This is a genomic window from Enterobacter cloacae complex sp. P17RS (assembly GCF_014895885.1).
GTDB lineage: Bacteria > Pseudomonadota > Gammaproteobacteria > Enterobacterales > Enterobacteriaceae > Enterobacter > Enterobacter bugandensis.
In genome coordinates this window covers 14,009-40,619 of record NZ_JADBQK010000023.1, presented here as the reverse complement: position 1 = coordinate 40,619, position 26,611 = coordinate 14,009, and the positions used below count along the sequence as shown (strand labels likewise).

General features: G+C 57.0%; 24 protein-coding genes and 1 pseudogene. 12 read left to right on the top strand and 13 right to left on the bottom strand.

Annotated elements, in window-relative coordinates; genetic code table 11:
* Positions 1-9: 9 nt before the first annotated feature.
* Positions 10-3,144, top strand: coding sequence for an efflux RND transporter permease subunit (locus IM265_RS17325; protein WP_193032126.1), 3,135 nt, complete (start codon positions 10-12; stop codon positions 3,142-3,144).
* Here the strand turns inward: IM265_RS17325 and IM265_RS17320 are convergent.
* Positions 3,095-4,216 carry a YbdK family carboxylate-amine ligase gene (locus IM265_RS17320; protein WP_192971444.1) on the bottom strand — a complete coding sequence of 374 codons (1,122 nt, stop codon included), beginning with the start codon at positions 4,214-4,216 and terminating at the stop codon, positions 3,095-3,097. The genes IM265_RS17325 and IM265_RS17320 overlap by 50 nt on opposite strands.
* Positions 4,217-4,321: 105 nt before the next feature.
* Here IM265_RS17320 and IM265_RS17315 point away from each other — a divergent pair, with 105 nt between their 5' ends.
* Positions 4,322-5,212 carry an oxidoreductase gene (locus IM265_RS17315; RefSeq protein ID WP_193032124.1) on the top strand — a complete coding sequence of 297 codons (891 nt, stop codon included), beginning with the start codon at positions 4,322-4,324 and terminating at the stop codon, positions 5,210-5,212.
* A gap of 53 nt (positions 5,213-5,265) precedes the next feature.
* On the opposite strand, the gene IM265_RS17310 is transcribed toward IM265_RS17315, so the two are convergent.
* From IM265_RS17310 to IM265_RS17300, 3 genes are read right to left on the bottom strand one after another with little or no spacing between them, the layout of a single operon-like run.
* Positions 5,266-5,700: a hypothetical protein gene (locus IM265_RS17310; RefSeq protein ID WP_193032122.1), complete on the bottom strand. Its 435-nt coding sequence runs from the start codon at positions 5,698-5,700 to the stop codon at positions 5,266-5,268.
* Entirely contained in the window at positions 5,697-6,053 is a 357-nt protein-coding gene (locus tag IM265_RS17305; RefSeq protein ID WP_063154757.1) for a tlde1 domain-containing protein, read from the bottom strand. The genes IM265_RS17310 and IM265_RS17305 overlap by 4 nt, the downstream gene beginning before the upstream one ends.
* 10 nt (positions 6,054-6,063) lie before the next feature.
* Positions 6,064-6,555, bottom strand: a complete 492-nt coding sequence (locus tag IM265_RS17300) for an Hcp family type VI secretion system effector (RefSeq protein ID WP_063154756.1) — start codon at positions 6,553-6,555, stop codon at positions 6,064-6,066.
* 448 nt (positions 6,556-7,003) lie between these two features.
* Between IM265_RS17300 and IM265_RS17295 the strand changes: the two are divergent.
* Positions 7,004-7,156 (top strand): annotated as a pseudogene (locus IM265_RS17295) (ketopantoate reductase C-terminal domain-containing protein); the annotation flags it as partial.
* A 207-nt stretch (positions 7,157-7,363) separates the two neighbouring features.
* Here the strand turns inward: IM265_RS17295 and IM265_RS17290 are convergent.
* Positions 7,364-8,248 carry a LysR family transcriptional regulator gene (locus tag IM265_RS17290; RefSeq protein ID WP_126818348.1) on the bottom strand — a complete coding sequence of 295 codons (885 nt, stop codon included), beginning with the start codon at positions 8,246-8,248 and terminating at the stop codon, positions 7,364-7,366.
* Between the two features lie 173 nt (positions 8,249-8,421).
* On the opposite strand from IM265_RS17290, the gene IM265_RS17285 reads away from it, so the two are divergent.
* The 4 genes from IM265_RS17285 to IM265_RS17270 all read left to right on the top strand — a co-directional run bounded on the left by IM265_RS17285 (position 8,422) and on the right by IM265_RS17270 (position 13,049).
* The gene (locus IM265_RS17285; RefSeq protein WP_193032120.1) at positions 8,422-9,558 is read left to right on the top strand and encodes an alpha/beta hydrolase; all 1,137 of its coding nucleotides are present in this window, start codon (positions 8,422-8,424) and stop codon (positions 9,556-9,558) included.
* Between the two features lie 177 nt (positions 9,559-9,735).
* A complete protein-coding gene (locus IM265_RS17280; RefSeq protein WP_193032118.1) occupies positions 9,736-10,929 on the top strand; it encodes an MFS transporter in 1,194 nt (397 codons plus the stop codon).
* A gap of 203 nt (positions 10,930-11,132) precedes the next feature.
* Positions 11,133-11,837, top strand: coding sequence for a hypothetical protein (locus IM265_RS17275; protein ID WP_193032116.1), 705 nt, complete (start codon positions 11,133-11,135; stop codon positions 11,835-11,837).
* 309 nt (positions 11,838-12,146) lie between these two features.
* Positions 12,147-13,049 (top strand): ImmA/IrrE family metallo-endopeptidase, encoded by a 903-nt coding sequence (locus tag IM265_RS17270; RefSeq protein WP_193032114.1) that lies wholly within the window; start codon positions 12,147-12,149, stop codon positions 13,047-13,049.
* Between the two features lie 374 nt (positions 13,050-13,423).
* On the opposite strand, the gene IM265_RS17265 is transcribed toward IM265_RS17270, so the two are convergent.
* Both IM265_RS17265 and IM265_RS17260 read right to left on the bottom strand, forming a co-directional pair.
* Positions 13,424-13,879 carry a hypothetical protein gene (locus tag IM265_RS17265; RefSeq protein WP_193032112.1) on the bottom strand — a complete coding sequence of 152 codons (456 nt, stop codon included), beginning with the start codon at positions 13,877-13,879 and terminating at the stop codon, positions 13,424-13,426.
* A gap of 192 nt (positions 13,880-14,071) precedes the next feature.
* A complete protein-coding gene (locus IM265_RS17260; protein WP_048998942.1) occupies positions 14,072-14,953 on the bottom strand; it encodes a LysR family transcriptional regulator in 882 nt (293 codons plus the stop codon).
* 105 nt (positions 14,954-15,058) lie between these two features.
* On the opposite strand from IM265_RS17260, the gene budA reads away from it, so the two are divergent.
* The 4 genes from budA (at position 15,059) to IM265_RS17240 (ending at position 18,927) form a co-directional block, all read left to right on the top strand.
* Complete coding sequence (gene budA, locus IM265_RS17255) at positions 15,059-15,838, top strand: acetolactate decarboxylase (RefSeq protein ID WP_028012263.1); 780 nt, start codon at positions 15,059-15,061, stop codon at positions 15,836-15,838.
* Positions 15,839-15,851: 13 nt separating this feature from the next.
* Positions 15,852-17,531 (top strand): acetolactate synthase AlsS, encoded by a 1,680-nt coding sequence (alsS, locus tag IM265_RS17250; protein WP_028012264.1) that lies wholly within the window; start codon positions 15,852-15,854, stop codon positions 17,529-17,531.
* A 20-nt stretch (positions 17,532-17,551) separates the two neighbouring features.
* The gene (locus tag IM265_RS17245) at positions 17,552-18,322 is read left to right on the top strand and encodes a (S)-acetoin forming diacetyl reductase (RefSeq protein ID WP_045631532.1); all 771 of its coding nucleotides are present in this window, start codon (positions 17,552-17,554) and stop codon (positions 18,320-18,322) included.
* A 131-nt stretch (positions 18,323-18,453) separates the two neighbouring features.
* Positions 18,454-18,927: a cold-shock protein gene (locus IM265_RS17240; protein ID WP_193032110.1), complete on the top strand. Its 474-nt coding sequence runs from the start codon at positions 18,454-18,456 to the stop codon at positions 18,925-18,927.
* 43 nt (positions 18,928-18,970) lie between these two features.
* Here the strand turns inward: IM265_RS17240 and IM265_RS17235 are convergent, their stop codons facing one another.
* The 5 genes from IM265_RS17235 to IM265_RS17215 form a co-directional block, all read right to left on the bottom strand.
* Entirely contained in the window at positions 18,971-19,675 is a 705-nt protein-coding gene (locus IM265_RS17235; protein ID WP_193032108.1) for an ABC transporter ATP-binding protein, read from the bottom strand.
* Positions 19,662-20,498, bottom strand: a complete 837-nt coding sequence (locus tag IM265_RS17230; RefSeq protein ID WP_049138757.1) for an ABC transporter ATP-binding protein — start codon at positions 20,496-20,498, stop codon at positions 19,662-19,664. Before IM265_RS17230 ends, IM265_RS17235 begins: the two co-directional genes overlap by 14 nt.
* Positions 20,491-21,324, bottom strand: a complete 834-nt coding sequence (locus IM265_RS17225; protein WP_193032106.1) for an ABC transporter permease — start codon at positions 21,322-21,324, stop codon at positions 20,491-20,493. Before IM265_RS17225 ends, IM265_RS17230 begins: the two co-directional genes overlap by 8 nt.
* Positions 21,324-22,337, bottom strand: coding sequence for an ABC transporter permease (locus IM265_RS17220; RefSeq protein ID WP_048961395.1), 1,014 nt, complete (start codon positions 22,335-22,337; stop codon positions 21,324-21,326). The genes IM265_RS17225 and IM265_RS17220 overlap by 1 nt, the downstream gene beginning before the upstream one ends.
* A 69-nt stretch (positions 22,338-22,406) precedes the next feature.
* The gene (locus IM265_RS17215; protein WP_193032105.1) at positions 22,407-23,975 is read right to left on the bottom strand and encodes an ABC transporter substrate-binding protein; all 1,569 of its coding nucleotides are present in this window, start codon (positions 23,973-23,975) and stop codon (positions 22,407-22,409) included.
* Between the two features lie 200 nt (positions 23,976-24,175).
* Here IM265_RS17215 and IM265_RS17210 point away from each other — a divergent pair, with 200 nt between their 5' ends.
* Positions 24,176-24,874, top strand: coding sequence for a GNAT family N-acetyltransferase (locus IM265_RS17210; RefSeq protein ID WP_048998934.1), 699 nt, complete (start codon positions 24,176-24,178; stop codon positions 24,872-24,874).
* Between the two features lie 32 nt (positions 24,875-24,906).
* On the opposite strand, the gene IM265_RS17205 is transcribed toward IM265_RS17210, so the two are convergent.
* Positions 24,907-26,601 carry a thiamine pyrophosphate-binding protein gene (locus IM265_RS17205; protein WP_193032103.1) on the bottom strand — a complete coding sequence of 565 codons (1,695 nt, stop codon included), beginning with the start codon at positions 26,599-26,601 and terminating at the stop codon, positions 24,907-24,909.
* Positions 26,602-26,611 lie beyond the last annotated feature (10 nt).

The window sequence follows — 26,611 nt, the reverse complement described above, 5'->3', positions numbered from 1 at the left end:
GGAGCCATCATGCTGACGTTTTTCATCAAACGCCCGCGCTTCGCGATGGTGATTGCGCTGGTCATCACCCTGCTGGGGGCCATCGCGCTGAGGATTATTCCGGTAGAGCAGTATCCGCAGATCACCCCGCCGGTGGTGAATGTCTCTGCCAGCTGGCCGGGCGCCAGCTCGGCTGACGTGGCGGAGGCCATCGCCACGCCGCTGGAGACGCAGCTTAACGGGGTGGATCACATGCTCTATATGGAGTCCACCAGCTCGGATGAAGGCACCTACAGCCTGAACATCACTTTTGCGGCGGGGACCGATCCGGACCTCGCCGCCATCGACGTGCAAAACCGCGTGGCGCAGGCCGTGGCGCAGCTGCCGACCGAGGCACAGCAAAACGGGGTACAGGTGCGCAAGCGCGCCACCAACCTGATGATGGGAGTAAGCCTTTACTCACCGAACAACACCCACACGCCGCTGTTTGTCAGCAACTATGCCAGCACCCAGGTGCGCGAGGCGCTGTCGCGTCTGCCGGGCGTGGGACAGGTGCAGATGTTTGGCGCTCGGGACTACAGCATGCGCATCTGGCTGCGTCCGGACCGCATGAACGGCCTGAACGTGACCACCGATGACGTGGCGCAGGCGCTGCGCGAGCAGAACGTGCAGGGGGCGGCGGGCCAGATCGGTACGCCACCGGTATTCAACGGCCAGCAGCAGACGCTGACCATCAACGGTCTGGGGCGCTTAAGCCAGGCCGAAGACTTTGCCGACATCATTATTCGCGCCGGGGAGATGGGCCAGCTGGTGCGCATGAAGGACGTCGCCACCATCGAGCTCGGCTCGCGCAGCTACAGCTCGGGCGCCCAGCTGAACGGGCATGACTCCGCCTATCTCGGTATCTACCCAACGCCGTCCGCCAACGCCCTGCGCGTGGCCGACGCGGTGCGCGCGGAGCTGGATCGTCTCTCGACGCGCTTCCCGGACGACCTGGTCTACGAGGTAAAATTCGACACCACCACCTTCGTTGCCGCCACCATTAAAGAGATTGGCGTCTCGCTGGCGCTGACCATGCTGGCGGTTGTGGTGGTCGTTTCCCTGTTCCTGCAAAGCTGGCGCGCGACGCTGATTGTCGCCCTCGCCATTCCGGTGTCGCTGGTGGGCACCTTTGCGGTGCTCTACGCGCTCGGCTACTCCGCCAACACGCTGAGCCTGTTCGCCATTATTCTGGCGCTGACCATGGTGGTGGATGATGCCATCGTGGTGGTTGAGAGCGTCGAAACCCTGATGGCGGAAGGGCAGAGCCGCACGGCGGCGACCGCGCTGGCGCTGCGCCAGATTGCCGGGCCGGTGATTGCCACCACGCTGGTGCTGCTGGCGGTGTTTGTGCCGGTGGCGCTCCTGCCGGGAATTGTGGGCGAGCTGTACCGCCAGTTCGCGGTGACGCTCTCGACCGCCGTCACGCTCTCAAGCCTGGTGGCGCTGACCCTGACGCCCGCGCTCTGCGCGATGCTACTGCGCCCGCGTCCGGCGAAGCCTGCCGCCATTTTCCGTGGGTTCAACCGTGGGCTGGACGCCACGTGCACGCTTTACACCCGGATAGTGAGCGTGTTCAACCGACGTCCGTGGCTGGCGCTGCTGGCCACCGCAGGCGCGGCGGCGGTAGTGGCGTTCAGCTTTATGTCGATGCCAAAGGGCTTCCTGCCCCAGGAAGATCAGGGCTACTTCTTCGCCAGCGTCCAGCTGCCGGAGGCGGCCTCGCTGGAGCGCACCGAAGCGGTGATGGCTACCGCGCGCGAGCTGATTGCTAAAAACCCGGCGGTGGAAGACGTCATTCAGGTCTCCGGGTTTAACATCCTCAACGGTACCAGCGCCTCCAACGGCGGGTTTATCTCCATCATGCTGAAGGACTGGAGCGAGCGCCCGCCGCTGGACGAGGTGATGGGCACCCTTCAGCGCCAGCTGCTGGCCCTGCCGGAAGCGACCATCATGACCTTCGCGCCGCCGACGCTGCCGGGGCTGGGCAACGCCTCTGGCTTCGACCTGCGCATTCAGGCGCAGGCGGGGCAGAGCCCGGCGGAGCTGGAGCGCGTCACGCGTGAGGTGCTGGCAAAAGCCAACCAGCATCCGCAGCTGAGCCGCGTGTTCACCACCTGGAGCAGCAACGTGCCGCAGCTGACGCTGACCGTTGACCGCGAGCGTGCGGCCCGGCTCGACGTGCCGGTGTCGCGCATCTTCAGCAGCCTGCAAACCGCCTTCGGCGGCACCCGCGCCGGGGATTTCAGCGTCAACAACCGCGTCTACCACGTGGTGATGCAGAACGAGATGCAGTGGCGCGAGCGCGCGGAGCAAATCAGCGAGCTGTTCGTGCGCAGCAACAGCGGCGAGCGGGTGCGTCTGAGCAACCTCGTCACCATCACGCCGACCGTCGGCGCGCCATTTATTCAGCAGTACAACCAGTTCCCGTCGGTATCGGTAAGCGGTTCGGCAGCGGAAGGGGTAAGCAGCAGCACCGCGATGGCGGCGATGGGCGAAATTCTGGCGCAGAGCCTGCCTGCCGGGTACGACTACGCCTGGAGCGGCATGTCGTATCAGGAGCAGCAGACCGGCAACCAGGCGGTATGGATTGTGCTGGCGGCGGTGGTGATGGCGTGGCTGTTCCTCGTCGCCCAGTACGAGAGCTGGACGCTCCCGGCGAGCGTGATGCTCTCGGTGCTGTTCGCCATCGGCGGGGCGCTGGTGTGGCTATGGCTGGCGGGCTACGCCAACGACGTGTACGTGCAGATCGGTCTGGTCTTGCTGATCGCGTTAGCGGCGAAAAACGCGATTCTTATCGTGGAGTTCGCCCGCGCGCGGCGGATGGACGGGATGGCGATTGTCGATGCCGCGCGGGAAGGGGCATCGCGCCGCTTCCGCGCGGTGATGATGACCGCCGTGTCGTTCATCATCGGCGTCCTGCCAATGATGCTGGCGACCGGGGCGGGTGCCCAGAGCCGCCGCATCATTGGCACCACGGTGTTCAGCGGCATGCTGGTGGCAACCGTGGTAGGGATTGTGTTTATCCCCGCGCTGTTCGTGCTGTTTCAGCGCCTGCGCGAGTGGGGCCACGGCCTTACGGACTCGTCGCCCACAGCTCGCAGTGCTTCTGAACCAGAGAAATAAGCGAGCCGCCGTCGGCGATGAAGTCCCGCATGCGCTGCGCCTCGCTCTTGCCCTGCTTTAACAGCAGGGCAATTTCATTAATTGCGCTCGTTGCGCCGAGCTTCTCGGCCGACGGCGCAACCTGCTCCAGCAGCCAGGCGATATCCTCCGCCACGGTTTTGTGCTCGCCGGTATGCACGTCCGTCAGAACCCCCTCCAGCCCGTAGCGACACGCCTGAAAACGGTTAAAGCGGTACAGCAGAAAATCCCGCTCCTGATGCTTATAGGGCCGCGTGGTCAGCAGCCAGTGGGACGTGGCCTGGATCAGCCCGGCGATATTAATCGCGTGGCCGAGCGTCAGCGGGGTATCCATCACCCGTACCTCAACGGTGCCAAAATGCGGGCTGGGGCGGATGTCCCAGTGCAGATCTTTAATGCTGTCGATCATGCTGGTAGCGCTCAGGCGGCGGAACAGCCCTTCGAACTCCTGCCAGCTGTTAACCCACGGCATCTGGCCGTTATCCGGGAACCCGGAGAAGATGTTGAGCCGCGACGAGGAGAACTTCGTGTCTGTGCCCTGCATGTACGGCGAGGCGGCCGCCAGGGCGATAAAGTGCGGCACGAAGCGCGACAGGCCGTGCAGGAGATAAATGGCGTCATCCCCGGTCCGGCAACCGACGTGCACGTGCTGTCCGAACACCGTTGCCTGCAAAATCAGGTAGCCAAAGCGCTCCAGCGTGACGTTATAGCGCTCGTCGTCGCACACCTCCTGACGCTGCCACTTCTGGAACGGGTGCGTCCCGCCGCCGCAGATCTGGATGTGCTGCTCCGCCGCCGCGCGCAGGATGCTCTGCTGCATCACCGAGAACTGCGCCGCCGCCTGGTCAATGGTCTGGCACACGCCGGTGGCGATTTCGAGCATGCTTTCGGTGATGTCGTGTTTGACTTCACCGCCTTTGATGTCGTCTTTGACGGCGGCGATAAGCGCGGAGGAGTCCTGGCTCAGATCGTAGCCCGGCGGGTTAACCACCTGCAGTTCGAGTTCGATGCCGAGGGTGAACGGTTCAGAGGATTTGAAATCAGGTAAAGGCATGGCGCACTCCGTTGTCTGTTGTGTGTTGAGTATAGACAACGACGTGGCGCTCACTTTTCAGGGTGGTATAACTGTTAGCAGGCTTAGCGAAAAGAGGGGTTAACCATGTCTGAGAATCCAGTGATTGCGCTGATTGGTCCTGGTGCGATTGGCACCACCATTGCCGCAGTGTTGCATGACGCGGGCCGCACGCCGCTGCTGTGCGGACGCACCGCGCATCCGGAATTACGCCTGCGTTACGACGAGGGGGAAACGGTTGTGCCCGGTCCGGTATTCACCGATCCGTCCGTCATTACTCGCCCCGCAGATCTTGTTTTTGTGGCGGTAAAAACGACGCAAAATTCCGACAGCGCCGGGTGGCTGCGCGCGCTGTGCGATGAAAATACCGTGGTCTGCGCCCTGCAAAACGGCGTAGAGCAGAAGGCGCAGCTTGAGCCTTTGGTCAGTGGCGCAACGGTGCTGCCGTCGGTGGTCTGGTTCCCGGCGCAGCGCGAGCCGGATGCCTCCGTCTGGCTGCGCGCCAAACCGCGCCTGACGCTGCCGGACGTGCACCAGGCGCAGCGGGTGGTCGAAGCGCTTCGTGATACGCGCTGCGCGGTTGATCTCTCGGAAGATTTCGCCACCGTCGCCTGGCGCAAGCTGCTGCAAAACGCGGTCGCCGGGCTGATGGTGCTGGCCAACCGCCGCGCCGGGATGTTCAGGCGCGAGGATGTCAGCGAGCTGGCGCTGGCCTACCTGCGCGAAGGGCTGACCGTCGCCCGCGCTGAGGGGGCGAAGCTGAACGATGACGTGGCGCAGGAGATCCTGGCGAACTTCCAACGCGCGCCCGTGGATTTGGGTACGTCGATTCTCGCTGACCGCCAGGCGGATCGCCCGATGGAGTGGGATATCCGTAACGGCGTCATCCAGCGCTACGGCCGCAAACACGGCATTGTGGTGCCCATCAGTGATGTAGTGGTGCCGCTGCTGGCGGCGGGGAGCGAGGGGCCGGGGTGAGCCTGGGTCTGGAGTGAAGGAAAGACCCGGCCGTTGTGCGCCGGGTAGCGTCTCTACTTAGCCTGACGGGCTTTCTCTGCTTTCAACTCTTCCATGGTTGCCTCCAGAATCCAGAGGCACTGAGCACCGTCAAACGTTTCCAGCAGCGCCTGGCGGGTACGCTGATAGAACGCGTCGATTTCTTCGGGGGATTTCTCTAAAGGCGGCGTGCAGACAATATCGCTGCCTACCATGTGCGGCCACTTTCCGGCGTCAATGGCGCGGAGCGCTTTCAGCGTTGCGTTCGTGTTTGTTATGAGCGCTGCGGCTAAGGCGTCCTCCAGCTGTTGCGCCTGCTTGACGTCAGCCGTAGCAGACAGGGTAGGAGCTTGCTCAATCCAGTGTGCATCACCAGAGGCGATTCCATTAAGTGCTGATGACCAGTCAGTGCTGGCTGCAATGGCTGGGACGGCGAGCGCACATAGCAGGAGTACGGTAGGGTATTTCATCGCACGACCTCAAGGTCACCGCCGTCACGAAGGATTTTACGTCGCGTTGACAGTGAGAGAATGATGCACCCCTCTGATGCAAACCCGGCTGGACCATACTTGTGGTCACCATGAATGCGGAATTCTGAGCGACCAAAACTCTCTCCGGAGGTTTGCTCAAGGATGATTGTAATTGGTCCTTTTGAATTCGAATGACCCGCGATTTTATATGTCCCGCGAGGCAGTGGCCCCAGTCCCTTTACATGCTGACGGTCCGGGTTGTTTTTATTCGTAAGAGCACCGGAATATCCGGTCTCAATTAATTTACCGTCTTTATACATCCTGCCGGTAGACTGCTCATACTTCCATCCCATAACGTTCTCCTTATGCCGTTTTGCGATCATTCCAGCTATCAGAATGCATGATGTTACCGTCGACATAGCGCCAGGTAATTTTTTCATACAGCAGTTCTACCAGCTCAAGATGTTTATGTTTCTCATAGTCAGGATCTTTGACGTCAAGCATCATTGGACAGACGCTGAGGATCGTCACTCCCTCCATAATTGTGGAAAAATATTCCACTTCCTGGCCGGCATCGTTGATACGGTAAAACTTTACCTCTGCGGATTTTAGCTTCTGGCCTGTACTGACTGCCTTGTACAAATAGGGGCTGGAGGCGTCGATCTCTTTATCGAAAGAATAAGGGGAATGGACGCGAAGACTTGTTGCTTTGCCGTTATGCTTGTCCGTGGGTTGCATTACGCCGTGGTTCAGTGCGATTAACTCAATACTTCCTTCACGACCATGTATATCGACAGAGCCTTTGATGTCGGCACCACCGTCGTCTTTGAGCCATAAATAAGCGGGAATAGCCATTTGTTTAAAACTCCATTTAAGAAAATCCTGAAAAAGCCTTTTGGTTAAGTTAGTTAGGTAACCATGGTGACGCTAGCGCTTATAAAGTGGGTCGTCAATTTTTGTACGATTTAGATATTAAATGATCTGCATTTTCTTTGATATAAATTAAGAAAATGTGGGATCTTACGGTTTGAAACTGGAAAATTTATTAATGTTTAATGCCGTGGTTTTACTTAAGTATTAATTAAGTGAATATTGATTGAAAGTCTAATAAATATTTGGGCTGTTATTAGGTTTATATCTATTTAACGATTTATTAATTGGTTAAAAGCTCATAACGGTTCGTCAGAATACCCGCAAATCCCTAGCGACATGCCTGAAACGGTTAAAGAGGTTAAGCAGAAAATCCTACTTCCGATGCTTATATAGCCGTCTGGTTAGCTGCCAGTGCAGATCTTTTATGCTGTCATTCCTGGCCGACCGTCAGGCGGATCGCCCGATGGAGTGGGATATCCGCAACGGCGTCATCCAGCGCTACGGCCGCAAACACGGCATTGCGGTGCCCATCAGCGACGTGGTGGTGCCGCTGCTGGCGGCGGGGAGCGAGGGGCCGGGCTAACGGCCGCTGTTTTTCCATTCGGCAAAGTAATGGGCGGCCGTGCTGCCCATCGCTTTTCTAAACAAAATGATAAACGCATTCATACCTGAGAGTGGAGGCGGGCCGATAGAGAGGAAGGGAGATGAATATGAATGTCCGCTCTGTGCCAGGAGCGGACGTTGTTTTTCAACTATTACCCAGGCCTGCGAACCACCTCATCTTTATCCCTTAAATTCTCAATGTATCGATAACCGCTCTTAGAGCGGGTGACACATTGCGGTGCGGATAATAGAGATATGAACCTTCCAGGCGCTGACTGTAGCATTGCAAAACTCTGATCAGCGCCCCCTGTTCTATATCATCAGAAACTAATTCCTCCGGAACATAAGCCAGTCCCAGGCCTAGCCGGGCGGCTTTGGCTTCCATATAGCTGTCAGCAAAGGCCCATTGTCCCTGAGGTTGATGGGTTATCTTTTTACCGTCTTGATTGAGTTCCCATGCATACAGGCTGCCGTCTCCAAACTGGTAAGCGATGCAGGGATGAATAACTAAATCGGAGGGAGTTTGCGGAAATCCGTAGCGACGAAAGTGCTCGGGCGTGCCGACAACGGCCATCTCCATATCGGGCGAAATGCGCACAGCGACCATACCGCTACCTACTTCCGAGCCCAGACGTATACCGGCATCGAAGCGCTCAGCAATAATATCGACAAACCGGCTTTCGCTGATGAGCTCCAGCCGAATATCTGGGTAGCGTTGTTTAAACACCGCCAGCTTCGGCAGCAGCACTTTATCAATGGCGTGCTGACTGGCATTAATACGGACCGTACCCGATGGGGTATGGCGATAATGGGCCAGCGTGGCAAGCCCCATATCTAAAGCGTCAAATCCAGATTCGACGGTTCGATAGAGCAACTCGCCGGCATGGGTGAGCGATAACTTGCGCGTGGTACGCACCAGAAGCTGCACGCCCAGTCGTTCTTCCAGCTCGCGCACTGCACGACTAATTCCTGACTGCGCCAGGCCAAGCCTCTGCGCGGCGGCAGTAAAACTCCCTTCTCGCACGACCTGCATAAACAGATAGAGATCGTTATAGTTTTCCCGTTTCGCCATCATCCTTCCCCTGCTGCCGCATCACAATTCAGAACAATATGTTATCAATCTTAGCATTTTTCATCCTCTAATCAGTACTATTTCTGCTAACTATAATGTGCGCATTGCAACAAAGCACAGCAGCGTTGTCCGTAGGAAACCTGTTTCTGGCACGTTTTATGAAGGGGATTTTGATGACTGCTTTCACCCAAAAATTGACAACTGCGATACCCGCCCTGTTGTTATGCGCATCATTAAGTGGAGTCACAAATATGAGTTACGCTGATACAGCCAATCCGAACGCGCCCGTTTCGCTGGTCGAGAAATGGGATAAAACTTTTGCTGAGAGCACGAAAGTTGATCACCGTAAGGTGACCTTTCCGAACCGGTACGGGATCACCTTAGTCGGGGATCTCTACATCCCGAAGGATCGTGGTGAACGCAAGCTGGCAGCTATTGCAGTTAGCGGCCCCTTCGGGGCGGTGAAAGAGCAATCCAGCGGCCTGTATGCGCAGACGCTGGCTGAACAGGGATTTGTCACTCTGGCTTTCGACCCTTCATACACGGGCGAAAGCGGCGGCTACCCGCGCAACGTCGCATCTCCGGATATCAACACCGAGGATTTCAGCGCGGCGGTTGATTTCTTAGGTCTGCAAAAAGAGGTGGATCGCAACCGCATCGGGCTGCTCGGTATCTGCGGATGGGGCGGCATGGCCTTAAACGACGCCGCGATGGATACGCGTGTCAAGGTGGTGGCGACCAGCGTGATGTATGACATGAGCCGTGCGATGGGGCATGGCGTGGGCGATGGCAAAGACCGCTATACCACTGCCGATCGTCGTGCCGTATTGCAGTATCTGAACACGCAGCGCTGGAAGGATGCGGAAAATGGCGCTTTCGCGCCAGGCGGGCATGACATTTATGTTGATGAGAAGGGCAACGTCACCGCTTCCGATCGTATTCTGCCGGAAACTCTGCCCGCGAATCCTAACCCAGTATTGAAAGAGTTCTTTGATTATTACCGCATGCCGCGTGGTTTCCATGAGCGTTCGGTCAACTCAACCGGTGCCTGGAATGCAACCATGCCGCTGTCATTTATGAATATGCCGCTGCTGAGTTACGCTAATGAAGTTACTATCCCTACACTCATCGTGACCGGCGAAAAAGCCCATTCACGCTATTTTGCTGAAGATGCCTTTAAGGCAATCGGCAGCAAAGAGAAAGAGTTAGTGATTGTCCCTGGGGCAAACCATGTTGATCTGTACGACAACGTTGCGGGTAAGATCCCATTTGCCAAATTTGAGCAATTTTTCAAAGCAAACTTAAGGTAACCCGAAAGGTTTACCAGGCCACCTGTCATAAACGGGTGGCTTTTACCTGCCTGGTGTGACGCAGAATATGTCACATCGCCCCATATTCTCACCCACCTATTATGTCGTTATTCCCTGAATAACTTCTGACCCGACTGCGCCTGAATCTGGCTGGTTCGATATTAAGGGATGCTAATAATGTCCACTGTAAGTCTAAAACCATCATACGAAAAAAAGCATGCATACTGGAGCGGCGTATTTGCCATGACGCTTTGCGTGTTTGTGCTGATCGCTTCTGAGTTTATGCCAGTCAGCCTGCTTACGCTCATTGCCCGCGATTTGCACGTTACCGAAGGGTTGGCAGGGCAAGGAATTGCCGTCTCTGGCGCACTGGCAGTGCTGACCAGTCTGACTATCTCCCATATTGCCGGGGATCTAAATCGTAAATATCTTCTGCTGGGGCTGACGGTCTTAATGGCCATATCGGGAATAGTTATCACCATAGCGCCTGACTATCCGGTTTATATGCTGGGGAGGGCTCTGATTGGCGTAGTTATCGGAGGGTTCTGGTCAATGTCGGCTGCAACCGCCATTCGGCTCGTGCCGCAGCACCAGGTTCCCCGCGCACTGGCAATTTTTAATGGCGGCAACGCGCTGGCCACCGTTGTTGCTGCGCCGCTTGGTAGCTACCTGGGGACAATCGTCGGTTGGCGTGGGGCCTTTTTATGTCTCGTCCCCCTTGCGATAGCTGCGTTCATCTGGCAATGGGTCAGCCTGCCTTCGATGGAAAGCGATAAAACACAAAAACCACAGGGATCTGTGCTTCGTCTGTTCAGCGTCGCCATCGTACCAACGGGACTGCTGGCCTGTGGGTTGTTCTTTATGGGGCAGTTTGCTTTATTTACCTACGTGCGCCCCTTTCTGGAGAGCGTCACCAGGGTGGGACCTTCTGACCTTTCTCTGATTTTGCTCGCAATAGGCGTAGCAGGTTTTGTCGGCACAACGATCGTCTCAACATTCCTGAACGCCAGGTTTTATCAGACCTTAATCATTATCCCGTTGCTTATGGCAGCGATTGCCGGTGCATTACTGCTGGTCGGACACCATATCTGGACTGTTGCCGTTTTACTCAGCCTGTGGGGGCTACTTGCGACGGCTGCGCCAACAGGGTGGTGGACATGGATAGCACGGGCGTTACCCGAAGATGCAGAGACGGGTGGTGGCCTCATGGTTGCGGTGATCCAGCTATCGATTGCACTTGGTTCAACGGCTGGAGGTCTGGCATTCGACAGTCTGGGATGGAGAAGTGCATTTGGTTTAAGTGGTTTGTTACTACTGGGGGCGGTAGTGATGACATATGCAACATCCCGTAAAAATAGGAAGGCGCACTAGCGCAATCCTTTTATTTCTGGCGTGTGCTCTTTAAGGGCATACGCCAGAGGGGGGAATGCCCGCTTTTCGCTCACAGCGGACCTTCAGCTAAATTACCTAGTCCGCTTAGTGCCAAAAGCGGACATTACTATATTCAAATAATTCATAGTTAGGTAAAGTATACGAAGGTGCTTAACTTACCCCTTGATAAGAAAGGAATGAAGATGGGTTTTACTGATGAATTTTTTTTTGCACTCTCAAATTGGCAGAATGGATGGAGAGAAGATCAGAATAAACGTGACTTACTGGCTAAGGATTTATTGGATACAACCCAGTGTTTGGATAAAAAATTCAAAAGTGTCACCTCACCTTGCTATAGAAAGCGTTTTCTTCACCAAGGTGAACTTATAGAAATCGTTTTGGTAGACCAAAAACATGAAGGAGTAGTGAGTTGGACTTTAGATAAAAAATATGCTGAGATATTCAAAGGTCTTTTTAAAGTAGATGCTGTTTCTGCGGCGATTTTTGAGCACACACCTACAGAAAGTGAAGTTGTTGTAAATCTATGTGAATTATGGAAGAACTCTGACTTTATTGAAGCAGCCACACTTTTTCAGAAGAGATATCCTGAGGATGCAAAACCTCTTTTTCATTTCAAAGATAGTCAAAGTGAAGTGATACTTACATCACCACTGAAAGGCTCGGAAATCATCGCTCTCACCGGAGTATCTAGTCCGTTTGATGCTTTATGTGATCAAGCTGGAATCCCGGATGATTCATCCAGAAATAACTTGTTTTCAGAATTAGTTGAAAACGGAAACTATCCGGGTGAATTAAGATACACAAGTAAAGAAAGTGCACAACGAATTATAGCTAATGTAATTCTAAAAGTGGAAAATAGAATTAAAGAATTTAAGCAGAATAGTTAATATAAATAGGCAGCGCAAACGTCTGCTCCTCGCTCGCAGCGGAAATTAGCTAAGCTAGTTTATCCGCTTTGTGCTGTGATGAGCGGTGAGCCAGATAATCAATGTGGTATCTGAGGGGATACAGCAATGGCAGACGGTTTTCCATATCCATCAGGAACTATTGCGCTATAGTATTTTAAAGCTAAGAGAAAGTAACAGGTGTTTGGATAGATAAAGATTCTGAGAGCAATCATTTTGAGTAGGTGTTATTGTCAACGGTACCATTTGGCCGCGAATAATAAAATTTAATTTTTACTAACGGATTGAAATATGGCTATTTATTACTACGAGGATGTATTCAGAAAAGCAATAGCAGATCTTGAGTCATTTTATAAAGAGGAATATGGGTTTTCTGTCAAAGTGAATTATTCTGATAATTTGTGGCAACATGCTTCTATTGTTGGGAAAAATGAAAATTCAACCATTAGGTTCTCTCAAGATTGTTGTGCTCGGAAAGTAACTGACTCAACAGAGCTATTTGTGGCATTATTAATTGTATGCCATGAACTTGCCCATTATTTAAATCATCATAATTATTACAGATCAACTAGCGATGAAGATGATCGAATCATAGAAGCATGGGCAGATAATTTTGGTTCTAAACTTTTCATGGTACTTATAACCTATGGCAGTAACATTATACGTATGTGTGAAATATTTTCTGTGCCGATCGATACTGGTGATAAAGTTAACTTAATTGGATCTGCATTTAAAAATGTCTGCAATATGTTTTATAGAAATGAAAGCAAAAAGTATCATTATCGAATTGAAAGAATGATGCATATCTGTTCGGGAATTAGCAGTTTTCTTCAGTTTTATTGGGGGAGATTAGACCTTCAGTTAACCTTCGATATTTATCTAAGGCTTTACGCTCATTCAGGGATGTACGATATAATCGAGGCTGATTATAATTCCTTTCCAGTAAGCAATGATGATTTCAATAAGGTTGTTGACATACATCAACCTCTTCAAAAAGGTAATGCTGCGATCACTTTGGGTCTTAAGAAAAAATATAGGAAATATATTGACACATCATTCGTTGAAGATATTTCCTTTGCCAATCTATACAGGGATGCATTCTCTTTTAGTGCTCAGGCTCAACTGGAAAATGGGGAATATCCCGAGGATTTCAAAAAAATGATGCTGGATAAGCTGGAGAGGAAAAATTCGTGAACTTAATCTATTTAAAGAGCTAAGATAATCAAATTATCAGCTCTATCAGCTCTATCATCACTAAGAGCTTGGTAACTCAGAATTAAGTCAGTGAACATACGGAAACAGTTGAAGATGTTAAAAAGTATTTGGGATCAATTTATTAGCACTTCCGTACTGGCTTATACAATCGAGAACACATGCCATGGCGATAAGATGTAAGTCATGGCCTGCGCCCCATCGATTAAGACATCTTAATGTTGGTCATGTTGTTGTTGGAGTTGCGAACTTCCGCTCCTCGCTCTTAACGGACATTCAACAAACAACGCTATTCTTTTATTAAGGCCAAAGTCCTGCTTTTTACCCAGCAGGACCCCGGCCTTCCATCACCCGCCTCAGTGCGCCGTGATATAAGGCTCTTTCACAAACTCCGCCAGCAGCCAGACCATATCATGCAGCAGCCCGGTGAGCTCTTTCGCCACGCTCGCAGGCAACGTCCCGCCCATCACCGCCAGCGTTAACGCCACGGCATAATCCACCTGTAGCGCCGTTTCTTGCCAGCATTCCGGCACGCAGGAGGCGATCTTTTCCCCGGCAATGAGCCGTTCCACCAGATACGGTGGAAGTTCTGAGTCACAGCACTCGCGCAGCCGTTTCAGCGCAGCCAGCAGTCGCTCGCATAGCGTGGCAAATGTCACTGCGTCGTAAGTTTCCACCAGTACGCTTACGTAAGCGGCGCAGGCATCGGCCAGTTCGAAGAGATCCGCAGAATCGGAAATTGGGTGGTTGATGAGCTGGTGAACAACGCTTTCCTCAGAAAGCGCGTAGGAAAATTCAGGGGTAGTCGCCATTTAGCATCCTCTTTGTCTAAAAAATGTCATGTTATGCTAACGGGTTCCTACGCCCGGTTACGGTTGTGCCGCAACGCAGGCACTTTACGACCATAAACAAGGGATGAAAAGCGATAACCCTGAATTACATAAGGTTGCTTGCAGGTTTGCGAGGCGGCTTCCAGAACGGCATTTCCGGGCACCGCCGCACCATTAATCCTCGCTCATCATCGCCAGAAACCGCTTCACCGTCCGCGAACGTTCGAAGCGCCGCCAGCAGAGTGCGATATCGGTATAAAGCTCCGGCGAGCGCAGCGCGTGGTAGGTCACATTCGGCGGTGAAATGGCCGCCATGGATTTCGGCACCAGCGCGAACCCGCCGCCGGCGGAGACCATGCTCAGGGAAGAGGAAAGCTGCGACGACTGCAGCGCGCGCTGCACGTTTATTCCGGCCCGCTCACAGCAGCCGTAAACCCGGTCATACAGACCCGGCGCGACCTCCTGCGGGAACAACACCACCGGCGTATCCCGAAGTTCCTCCAGCGCCAGATCGCCGCACGTCGCCAGGGGATGATCGCGATGCAGCGCCACCACCATTGGCTCCCGGTCGAGGATTTTTAATTCGAATACCTTGCTGCTTTCGCACGGCAGGCGCACAAAGGCGATATCCAGCTCACCCTCCGCCAGCATCGTGGTCAGCGACGACATGTTGGCTTCCACCTGGTGAACCTGCACTGCCATGTTCTGCACCTGAAACTGGCGGATCAGGGCGAAGATTTTGGGATGAAAGGCATCCGAACTGGTAATGCCAATCGACAGGCTGCCGTTCAGCCCGCGCGCGATGCCCCGGGCTTTCTCCAGCGCGGCGTCGCTCAGCGCCAGGATCTTACAGGCGTCCTCATAGAAGGCTTCTCCCGCCTCGGTCAGCTCCACGCCCCGCGTCAGGCGCCTGAACAGCGGCGTGCCCACTTCCTCCTCAAGCCTTTTGATCTGCTGGCTCAGAGGAGGTTGTGAAATACCCAGCGCGTTGGCCGCCCTGGTGAAGTGTCGCTCGCGTGCTACCGCGACAAAATAGCGCAGATAACGAAGTTCCATATCAAAAACGTCTCAAACCAGCATGGATTCTATATTGGAACTCTCTGCTGAATCGGGTCAACATTTATTTAACCTTTATAAATAAAGTTGAAGAGGACGAGCATGATGATGCATTCATCTGCATGCGACTGTGAGGCGAGTTTATGCGAGACCCTGCGCGGGTTCTCGGCTCAACATCCTGACAGCGTGATCTATCAGACATCGCTAATGAGCGCCCTGCTAAGCGGCGTCTACGAAGGGGAGACCACCATCGCCGACCTGCTGGCACACGGCGATTTTGGCCTCGGCACCTTTAACGAGCTGGACGGCGAAATGATTGCCTTCAGCAGCCAGGTGTACCAGCTGCGCGCCGACGGCAGCGCCCGCGCCGCGAAGCCGGAGCAAAAAACGCCGTTCGCGGTGATGACCTGGTTCCAGCCGCAGTACCGCAAAACCTTCGACGGGCCGGTCAGCCGACAGCAGATCCACGACGTGATCGACCAGCAGATCCCCTCCGACAACCTGTTCTGCGCGCTGCGCATCGACGGCAACTTCCGCCACGCGCACACCCGCACCGTACCGCGCCAGACGCCACCGTACCGGGCGATGACCGACGTGCTGGACGACCAGCCGGTGTTCCGCTTTAACCAGCGCGAGGGCGTGCTGGTGGGGTTCCGCACGCCGCAGCATATGCAGGGCATCAACGTGGCGGGCTATCACGAACACTTCATCACCGACGACCGACAGGGCGGCGGCCATCTGCTCGACTACCAGTTGGAGAGCGGCGTGCTCACCTTCGGTGAAATTCACAAGCTGATGATCGACCTGCCCGCCGACAGCGCGTTTTTACAGGCCAACCTGCACCCCAGCAACCTTGATGCGGCTATCCGCGCCGTTGAAAACTAACAGGAGAACTACCGTGAACAGTGAGAAACAGTCACGTCAGTGGGCGCACGGCGCCGATATGGTTGTCGGCCAGCTGGAAGCGCAGGGCGTGAAGCAGGTGTTCGGGATCCCGGGCGCAAAAATCGACAAGGTCTTTGACTCCCTGCTGGACTCCTCCATCGAGATCATTCCCGTACGCCACGAGGCCAACGCGGCGTTTATGGCGGCGGCAGTGGGGCGTCTGACCGGCAAAGCCGGGGTGGCGCTGGTCACCTCCGGACCGGGCTGTTCGAACCTGATCACCGGTATTGCCACCGCCAACAGCGAAGGCGACCCGGTGGTAGCGCTGGGCGGGGCGGTGAAGCGGGCAGACAAAGCGAAGCTGGTGCATCAGAGCATGGACACCGTCGCGATGTTCAGCCCGGTGACGAAATACGCCGTGGAAGTGAACTCCCCGGACGCGATTGCCGAGGTGGTGTCCAACGCGTTTCGCGCCGCCGAGCACGGCAGGCCGGGCGGGGCGTTTGTCAGCCTGCCGCAGGATATTGTCGACCAGCCCACCACGGGGGCGATTTTGCCCGCCAGCGGTCCCGCGCTGATGGGGCCGGCACCGGAATCCGCCATTAACGATGTGGCGAAGCTTATTGAAAAGGCCAAAAACCCGGTCATCTTACTCGGCCTGATGGCCAGCCAGCCCGCCAACAGCGCCGCGCTGCGCAAGCTGCTGGAGAAAAGCCGTATCCCGGTCACCAGCACCTACCAGGCCGCCGGGGCGGTCAATCAGGAGCACTTCACCCGCTTCGCCGGACGCGTCGGCCTGTTTAACAACCAGGCGGGCGACCGGCTGCTGCATCTGGCGGATCTGATTATCTGCATCGGCTACAGCCCGGTGGAATACGAGCCGTCCATGTGGAACAGCGGCGACGCTACGCTGGTGCACATTGACGTGCTGCCCGCCTATGAGGAGCGCAAGTATGTTCCCGATCTGGAGCTGGTGGGGGATATCGCCGCCACGCTGAATCTGCTCGCCAGCCGCATTGAGCACAAGCTTGAACTGAGCCAGCGCGCCTCGGAAATTCTGGTCGATCGCCAGCATCAGCGGGACCTCCTCGACCGCCGCGGCGCATCGCTTAACCAGTTTGCCCTGCATCCGCTGCGCATCGTGCGCGCCATGCAGGACATCGTGAATAACGACGTGACGCTGACCGTCGATATGGGCAGCTTCCACATCTGGATCGCCCGCTACCTCTACAGCTTCCGCGCGCGTCAGGTGATGATCTCCAACGGTCAGCAGACCATGGGCGTGGCGCTGCCGTGGGCGATTGGCGCGTGGCTGGTCAACCCGGGGCGCAAGGTGGTGTCGGTTTCCGGGGACGGCGGCTTTTTGCAGTCGAGCATGGAGCTGGAAACCGCCGTACGCCTCAACGCCAACGTGCTGCACATCATCTGGGTGGATAACGCCTACAACATGGTTGCCATTCAGGAAGAGAAAAAATACCAGCGTCTTTCCGGCGTCGAGTTCGGCCCGGTCGACTTCAAAGCCTATGCCGACGCATTCGGCGCAAAAGGTTTTGCCGTCGAGAGCGCCGACGCGCTCGAACCGACGCTGCGTGCCGCAATGGATGTCGATGGCCCGGCCGTGGTGGCCATTCCCGTCGACTACAGCGATAACCCGCTGCTGATGGGCCAGCTCCATCTCAGCCAGATTTTGTGAATCAACATAAGGACAGAGAAATGCAAAAAGTGGCTCTCGTAACCGGCTCAGGCCAGGGGATTGGCAAAGCGATCGCGCTTCGTCTGGTGAAGGATGGTTTTGCCGTCGCTATCGCCGATTACAACGAAGAGACGGCGAAAGCGGTTGCCGATGAAATCACCCGCAGCGGCGGGAAGGCTGTCGCCGTGAAGGTGGACGTCTCTGACCGCGAGCAGGTGTTTGCGGCCGTGGAGAAAGCCCGCACCGAACTGGGCGGCTTCAACGTTATCGTCAACAACGCCGGGGTGGCGCCGTCCACGCCGATCGAATCCATCACGCCGGAGATTGTCGACAAGGTCTACAACATCAACGTGAAAGGGGTGATCTGGGGCATTCAGGCAGCGATTGACGCGTTCCGCAAAGAGGGGCACGGCGGCAAAATCATCAACGCCTGCTCCCAGGCGGGCCACACCGGCAACCCGGAGCTGGCCGTCTACAGTTCCAGTAAATTTGCGGTGCGCGGCTTAACCCAGACCGCCGCACGGGATCTTGCTCCGCTGGGGATCACCGTTAACGCCTACTGCCCGGGCATCGTTAAAACGCCGATGTGGGCGGAGATCGACCGTCAGGTCTCCGAGGCGGCGGGTAAACCGCTCGGCTACGGGACCGAGACCTTTGCCAAACGCATTACGCTTGGCCGCCTGTCCGAACCGGAAGATGTTGCCGCCTGCGTTTCATATCTTGCCGGGCCAGACTCTGACTATATGACCGGCCAGTCTCTGCTCATCGATGGTGGGATGGTGTTCAACTAAATTCTAATAAGCTCTGACATGAGTTTTCCCCTGCCTCCGAGCAGGGGCTTTTTTTTGTCTCCTCCGCCATTGTGCATTACACTGCGCGCTGCAAAACTTTAGTCATTACGATCTGACAGGCGGTAACAGCGATGAACGGTACAATCACAACGTGGTTTAAAGATAAAGGCTTTGGATTTATCAAAGATGAAAACGGCGACAACCGCTATTTTCATGTGATTAAGGTCGCGAACCCCGATCTGATTAAAAAAGACGCTGCGGTGACCTTCGAGCCAACCACCAACACCAAAGGCCTTTCCGCGTATGCGGTGAAGGTGATCCCGGAGAGCAAGCATCTCTATATCGCGGGCGAGCGCGTGAAGCTCACCTCGATCAAATCCTTCGTGGTATTCAGCGAAGAAGAGCCCGTTAAGACCAAAATCGACAAAGAGAACGCGGTGCTGTCGGTGGGTCTGCTGATGAACAGCATCAAACCAAAATCCGACAAGAAGCCGGGCGAAATGCGCACGGTGAAGAAGCTGGCGATCACCACCTTCCAGAACACGACGATGATCTTTACCGAAGATGAAATCGACATTGATGCCACGGTGAAGCTGCTGAAGTGATGGTTTGCCGGGTGGCGGCGATGCCTTACCCGGCCTGCAAAACTTAACCCATTCTGTGCTCGCCCCGTAACATCGCCTCACGGTCAAACACCTTCTGAATCGCCCCGTGCGCCATAAACGCTGCCCGGTCGGACATATGGGCAATCACGTCCGCGTCGTGGCTCACCAGCAGATAGGTCATCTCATGCTCGGCCTTCAGGCGGTTAAGCAGGTTCAGGATTTCCGCCTGCACCGACATATCCAGCGCCGAGGTCGGTTCATCCAGCAGCAGAAGCTGCGGGCGCAGCAGCAGCGCCCGGGCAATGGCAACGCGCTGGCGCTGGCCGCCGGAAAGCTGGTGCGGGTAGCGCCTGCCCGCGTCGGCGGAAAGTCCCACCTGCTGCAGCGCATCCGCCACCTTTTCCGCAACCTGCGTTTCACCGTGGAGGCTTAACGGCTCCGACAGGGTGCGCGCAATGGTGTGGTTTGGATGCAGCGACGCCCACGGATCCTGAAACACCATCTGCACGTTGCGGCGAAGATTGCCTTCAAAGCGGCGCCCTGGCGTTAACGTTTCTCCCAGCAGCGCAATACTGCCGCGCCACTCGCGCTGTAGCCCTGCCAGCACGCGCAGAAGGGTTGATTTGCCGCAGCCGGATTCGCCAATCAGGCTGAACGTCTCGCCTCTCTCTATGCTAAAGCTGGCGGCAGAGACCGCCGTTTTTTCCCCGAAGGTGACCTGCACCTGGTTAACCTCAACGAGCGCCATCGCTGGCCTCCTTCCACGGCTGCGAACGATCGAGCGTCGGCAGCATCTGTCCATAAGTATGGGCGTCTGGACGACAGGTCCACAGGGTGCGCGTGTACGGATGCGTCGCCTGCGGGAGCCGGTTCGCCGCCATCTCATCGACCTTTTCACCCTGATACATCACCAGCACGCGGTCGCAGTGCTCCGCCACCAGCGGCAGATCGTGGCTGATTAACAGCATCGCCATCTGGCGTTCTTCGCACTGCTGTACCAGCAGCTCGAGGATCTGGTTGCGCAGGCGGGCGTCCAGCGCGGAGGTCGGTTCGTCGGCAATCAGCACCTGCGGATTGTTGATCAGCGCAATCGCAATCATCACCCGCTGGCCCATGCCCCCGGAAAGCTCGCCGGGATAGCGTGACAGCACGTTCTCGTTCAGCCCGACGGCGCGGATGATGTCGTGAATGCGCGCCGCACGCTCCGGGCGCGTCAGGCGCTGATGCAGCGTGAGCGCCTCATCAAGCTGGGCGGCGACGCTTTTCACGGGGTTTAGGGCGTAGCGCGGGTCCTGCAGGACCATCGCAATCCCGTTGCCGCGCAGCGCCTGCCAGCGGCGGGCGTTCAGGGTCAGCAGATCGTTGCCAAGCACGTTAAGCCGGTTCGCGCTCACGATACCGGGTTTACGCACCAGACCCATCAGGGCGCGGGCGGACATCGACTTACCGGAGCCGGATTCTCCCACCAGCGCCACCCGCTCGTTGCCAAGCCGAAAGCTCAGGTTGTTGACCACGCGCGCGGCGGGGTAGTCGATATTCAGCGCATCGACGATAACGCGGTGTTCAGTCATGCTGTGGCTCCAGTACGTCGCGCAGGCCATCGCCCAGCAGGTTAAACGCCAGGCTGGCAAACAGGATGGCGCCGCCCGGAATGGCGGCAATCCACCACTGGTCGAAAATCACCTGCATGCCGTCGGAAATCATCGCCCCCCATTCGGCCATGGGCGGACGCGCGCCAAGGCCGAGGAAGCCGAGACCGGCGGCGGCCAGAATAATCCCCGCCAGATCCAGCGCCAGCCGCACAATCGCGGACGGCAGGCACAGGGGCAGAATATGGCCGACCAGCAGGCGCAGGCCGCGGATCCCCATCATCTCCGCGGCGGCCAGATAATCGCTGTGGCGCAGACGCTGAATCTCGCTCCGCGCCTGACGCGCGTAGGCGGGCCAGGTGGTTAAGGCCAGCGCCAGCGCGCCGTTGACCAGCCCCGGGCCAAGCATCGCCACAAACGCGAAGGCGAGGATCAGGCGCGGCATCGACATCACCACGTCGGTAAAGCGCATCAGGATACGCTCCACCCAGCCGCCGTAGTAGCCGGACAAAATGCCCACCAGCAGCCCGGCGGGCAGGGTAATGACCGTCACCAGGGCCACCAGCCCGAGCGCCGGACGGGTGCCGTAAATCAGGCGCGAGAGCAGATCGCGCCCGTAGCTGTCGGTGCCCAGCCAGTGCCGGGCGCCAGGCGCCTCCAGGCGCGCGGCAGCGTCCTGCCAGTTCGGATCAACCGGCGCCAGCCAGGGCGCGAACAGGGCAATAAACACCAGCAGCACGAGGCCAGTCAGTCCGCAAACGGCGGCAGGGGAACGGCGCAGGCGGCGTAAGAAGAGATAAAACGGCATCAGCGCACCCTGGGATCGGTCGCCCGCACAAGCAGGTCGGTAAGGTTATTGATCAGCACAAAGCAGACGCCAATCAGCAGCGTACCGCCCATAACCGCGGTCGTGTCTCCGGCGAACAGGGCGGTGGTGAGATAGCGTCCAATGCCCGGCCACGAGAACACGGTTTCGGTTAATACCGCCCCTTCCAGCATGCTGGTATAGGCCAGGGCGATCACCGTCAGCAGGGTGCTGCGAATGTTCGGCAGCACGTGGCGCAGCAGAATGGCCATCTCCCCGGCACCCTTGGCGCGGGCAAGCAGGATGTACTCCTTGTTCATTTCGCTGAGGCAGGCCGAGCGGGTCAGGCGGGTAATGCTTGCCAGCGAGTAATAGGCCAGCAGCAGCACCGGCAGCACCAGGTGGCTGATGGCGTTGCGGAATGCCTCGCGATCGCCGGAAAGCCAGGTGTCTATCAGCGCAAAGCCGGTGCGCGGCTCGACGGTGAACTGCCAGATATCGTCCAGCCTGCCGGGGCCCACGCTCCACTGCAGCTTCGCGTAGAACAGGGCCAGCATCAGCAGGCCAAGCCAGAAAATCGGCACCGAGTTGCCGAGCAGGGTAAGCGTTCTGATCGCGACATCGAGCGGCGAACCGGCGTAGCGGGCGCACAGCACTCCGGCCGTCACGCCGAGCACGGACCCAATGATTAGCGCCAACGTCGCCAGCTCCAGCGTAGCGGGGAAGGCGTGCAGCAGATCCTGCAGCACCGGCTGCCCGGTGGCGCTGGCGGTGCCTAAATCACCGTGGGCGAGATTTTGCAGATAGTGCCAGAACTGCACGGGCAGGGGACGATCCAGCCCGAGCTGGTGGCGAACCTGATCGTACGTTGACTGGCTGGCGTGATCCCCGACGATCTGCAGCACGCGATCGACCGGGGAAAACGCCGAAAGCGCAAACGTGACGAGCAGCAGCCCGAAGAGCGTCAGCAGCAGGGTCAGCAGACCCTGAAGCACGCGGGTGGAAAGATGCGGCATGGGAAATCGTTATCCAGAAAATATGCACGGACGACCCCCTCTCCCACGGGAGAGGGAGAAGGACAAGGGCTACTTCGTGACGCGATCGTACCAGACCATATCCGCGTTCAGCCCCTGCTGATACCCCTTCACGTTATCGCGCACCGCGATCTGGGTTTTGCCCTGATCGACGAACACGTACGGCGAGCTCTGCTGCAGCTGTTCCTGCATCTTCTTGTACAGATCCAGACGCTTCGCCGGATCCGGTTCGGCAACCGCCGCCAGCGTGGCCTTGTTCAGCTCCGGGATTTTCCAGCCGTTCAGACCGGCCACGGTGCTGGACTTCCCGTCGTTCCACGCGAAGGCGCTGGCGTTTGAGTGCGCATCGAAGTAGTCCGGGATCCACAGACGAATCGCCGCCTGATGCTGCTTAGCACGCACGCGGGCATAGACCTGGCTCCCGGCGGCAGGCAGCAGATCCACCTTCACGCCACCCTGAGCAAAGCTCGCCTGCATCGACTGGGCAATAGTGATAAACGGCGGCTTGTTCTCCACGTCCAGCGTGAAGTGCGCGTCCTTAATGCCCGCTTTGGCGAGGATTGCCTTCGCTTTTGCCGGATCAAATTTAAACGGATTGTCTTCCAGCGCGCCCGGCAGGCCGACCGGCAGGAAGCTCTGGTGAACAAAATACTGGCCTTTCAGCAGGTTTTTAGTGATGCCGTCATAGTCGACCAGCCAGCGCGACGCTTCCCAGAACGCCGGGTTGTTCAGCAGCGGATTGGCGCTGTTGCCGGTGTTAAACACCAGGTAATTCTGCTCGGCGGACGGAATGCTCAGCACCTTCACGCCCGGCTTGCCGTCCAGGGCGCTAATCTGGTCTGCACCCAGATCGCGCGCCACGTCCGCATCCCCCTGCTGGATCAGCAGGCGGCGTGAAGCCGGATCGGGAACGTTCTTAATGATGATGCTTTTCAGCTTCGGCGCGCCGCCGGGGGCGGAATCGTTGGCTTCCAGCACGATGGCCTGATGCGGCTGATAGACGCGCATTTTGAACGCGCCGCTGCCCGCCGAGTGCATTTTCAGCCAGGCGTTGCCGAAATCGTTATCCTTGACGTTTGCCGCGACCTGCTTTTCATCGACGATGGAGGCTATCGGCGTGGAGAGAATATTCAGCGCCACCGAGGGGCTAACGTCCGCCGTCCAGTGAAGCTGGAGGGTATGATCGTCCACCTTTTTCAGCTGGCTGGCGATGTTGCTCGCGTCCCAGCCCAGCACGTTGAGGATAAAGGCCGGGGATTTGTTCAGCGTCACGGCGCGGGTATAAGAGAAAATCACGTCTTCCGGGCGCAGCGGGTTGCCGGAGGCGAATTTTGCATCGGGTTTAAGCTTGATGGTCAGGGTTTTTGCTGCCGCATCCGCGTCCCAGCTTTCTGCCAGAACCAGCGTGATTTTTTCCGGATTATCGCGGTCCGGCTGCACCAGACGCTGGTACAGGCTCGGCACGGTCTGGATGCTGGAGAGCTCGTTGGCTTCGGCCGGGTCGAGGCTCACGATGTCATCAAGACCCTGAGCAACTACCAGCGTCGTCGGCGGCGTAGCGGCGTGGGTAGCGCCTGAGAGCGCAGCCAGCATCAGTAACGGCAACAGTTTTTTTGTCATAGCGATCCCTGAGAAGAATATATTGTGATTGTTTTATGCTCCGCTACGTTAGGTCGACTCCACATTTCTTCAAAGTCGAAATTCTGCTTTGCTTATGCCATGCGGATATATCGCATGCGGCCTGGTTATTAAATGCCTCTCTTTTCGCCGCCCTTTTAACCTGCTATAACAAAATCCTTACCTTTCAGGGAGTCACCCCCGTGCCCGAAATCAATCAATATGGTCAAACCGTTAACGATCTCGTCCCGGACTGGAAGTGCGCGCAGGTATTAACCCGCACGGCGCTGACCGGCCAGTATTGCCGTCTTGAGCCGCTGGACGCCGGGCGTCACGCGGCGGATCTCTTTGAGGCCTACGCGCTGGGCGACGACAGCGACTGGACGTGGCTTGCCAGCACCCGGCCTGAAAGCGTGGAAGCCACCGCACACTGGGTGTCCGGAAAGGTGATGGATGATGATCTGGTGCCCTTCGCCGTGATGGATTTACGCACTGAAAAGGCGGTCGGGCTGGTGAGCTATATGGCGATAGAGCGCTTTCAGGGCTCGGTGGAGATCGGCCACGTCACCTGGTCGCGCAGGATGAAAGGCACCCGCATCGGCACCGAGGCGGTGTGGCTGCTGCTGAAAAACGCCTTTGACCACAAATACCGACGGCTGGAGTGGAAGTGCGACTCGATGAATACCGCATCGCGCAGCGCCGCGGAGCGGCTTGGATTCGTCTGGGAAGGGCGCTTACGCCAGCGGCTGGTGCGGAAAGGCCGCAACCGCGACAGCGATATGCTTTCTATTATTGATGGCGAATGGCCGCAAAGAGACGCGGAGCTGCGCGCCTGGCTGGCGGCGGCGAATTTTGACGAGGAAGGACGGCAGATAAAGCGGCTTGAGGCGTTTCGGTTATAAGTTTTTATGTAGGGTACAGCCCAACCACGCGGCTAATCCGCGGAAATAGCGATTTCAATCAGGTTGGTTTTTCCGGACTGCAGGCCGCGCGTTACCGCTTCGGCGATATCCGCTGCCTCGGTCACCCGGCAGCAGTGGACGCCCATGGCGGTGGCCAGCGACTGAAAATCGATATGCGGGTTCACGAGGTCCATCCCGATAAAACGGCCCAGCCGCGTTGAGCTGTAGTCGGCCTGGCTCTTCATAAAGTTTTTCAGGATGTTGTACTCCCTGTTATTCATGACGATAAAGGTGACCGGCAGATTTTCGTGTGCTGCCGTCCAGAGTGCCTGCGGCGAGTACAGGGAGGCCCCGTCGCCGATCAGGCAGACCACCGGCTCCTGTCCGCGTCCCAGCGAATGCCCCACGGAGGCAGGCATCCCCCAGCCCAGTCCGCCGCCGCGCATAAAGTAGTAGCGCTGATGCTGCTGGTCAGAGATGAACCGGCGGACATGCCTGGCGGTCGCTATCGCCTCATCAACGATGGTGGTACCCGCCGGAATGGATCGGATGACCTCCCAGGCTGCGACCATCGGCGAAAGGGCCGGGCGAAGCCGCTCGCCGGCCAGACGTTCTTCCTGCAACTGCCACTCCTTCTCACGTTCGTCGCGGGCCGCCACCAGCAGCTGCTGGTGGGCCAGCGTATTGGCGATCAGGCGCTGCTCAAGCTTCGGCAGCAGTTCGTGCAGGGACAGTTTGATATCCCCCATCAGCGAAAGGCGAGTGGCATAGGTGCGGCCAAGCTCGTGCATATCCGCCGAGAGCTGATACACCGCGCAGGTTGCCGGAATGGCCTCGCCCTCGCTGTACAAAATGGTGATCAGGCTTCTGCCGCCGATGATAAACACGGCGTCATAGGCATTGACGATGCTGGCGATTTCGCTGGCGGTGGTGGGCATATTGCCCCGCCAGAGCGCGTGCTGGGTGGGAAATGGCAAATTCAGCGGCCAGGAGGAGCCGTAGACGTGGGCGCCGAGCGCTTCCGCCAGCTGGACAATTTCCTGCGTCGAGCCGCTGGAGTGCACCTCATCGCCCGCCACAATCATGATCCTGCCCGGCGCTATCTCGCTGAGCGCCTCCGCCAGCTCGTCCAGCGAGCCCGCAACGGTGTGGTAGTTTACTCTCGACGCCGTCTGTATCCCGGCGTCGCTCAGCTCTTCCATCACGTTCATCGGCAGGGAGAGCAGCACCGGGCCGCCAGGAGGATAGCTGGCAGCGTGAAACGCGCGGCGCACCAGCACCGGGAGCTGGTCGGCGCTGGTGACCTCCTGCGCCCACTTCATGATCGGAGAGCCGATGGAAACAATATCATCATACAGAAGCGGGTCGCGGACGTAGTGTCGCGTATCCTGCTGTCCAACGGTCACCACCAGCGGGGTTTTCATAATCCGCGAATTAATGAGATTCCCCATACCGTGCCCAAGGCCGCTGGCGGTATGCAAATTGATAAAGCCCGTTTTGCCGGAGGCTTTCGCATAGCCGTCGGCAATCGCCACCACGGTGCTCTCCTGAAGCGCCAGAATATAGTGAATATTTTCATGGCGAAGCAGGGCATCAATGAGCGGAAGTTCGGTGGTGCCGGGGTTGCCAAAAATATATTCCACGCCTTCACTCTCCAGCACTTCAAGAAGAATATCGGCACCCGTTCGCATATTGAGATCTGATAAGGACGTTAATGATTTAATCATAATGACACCT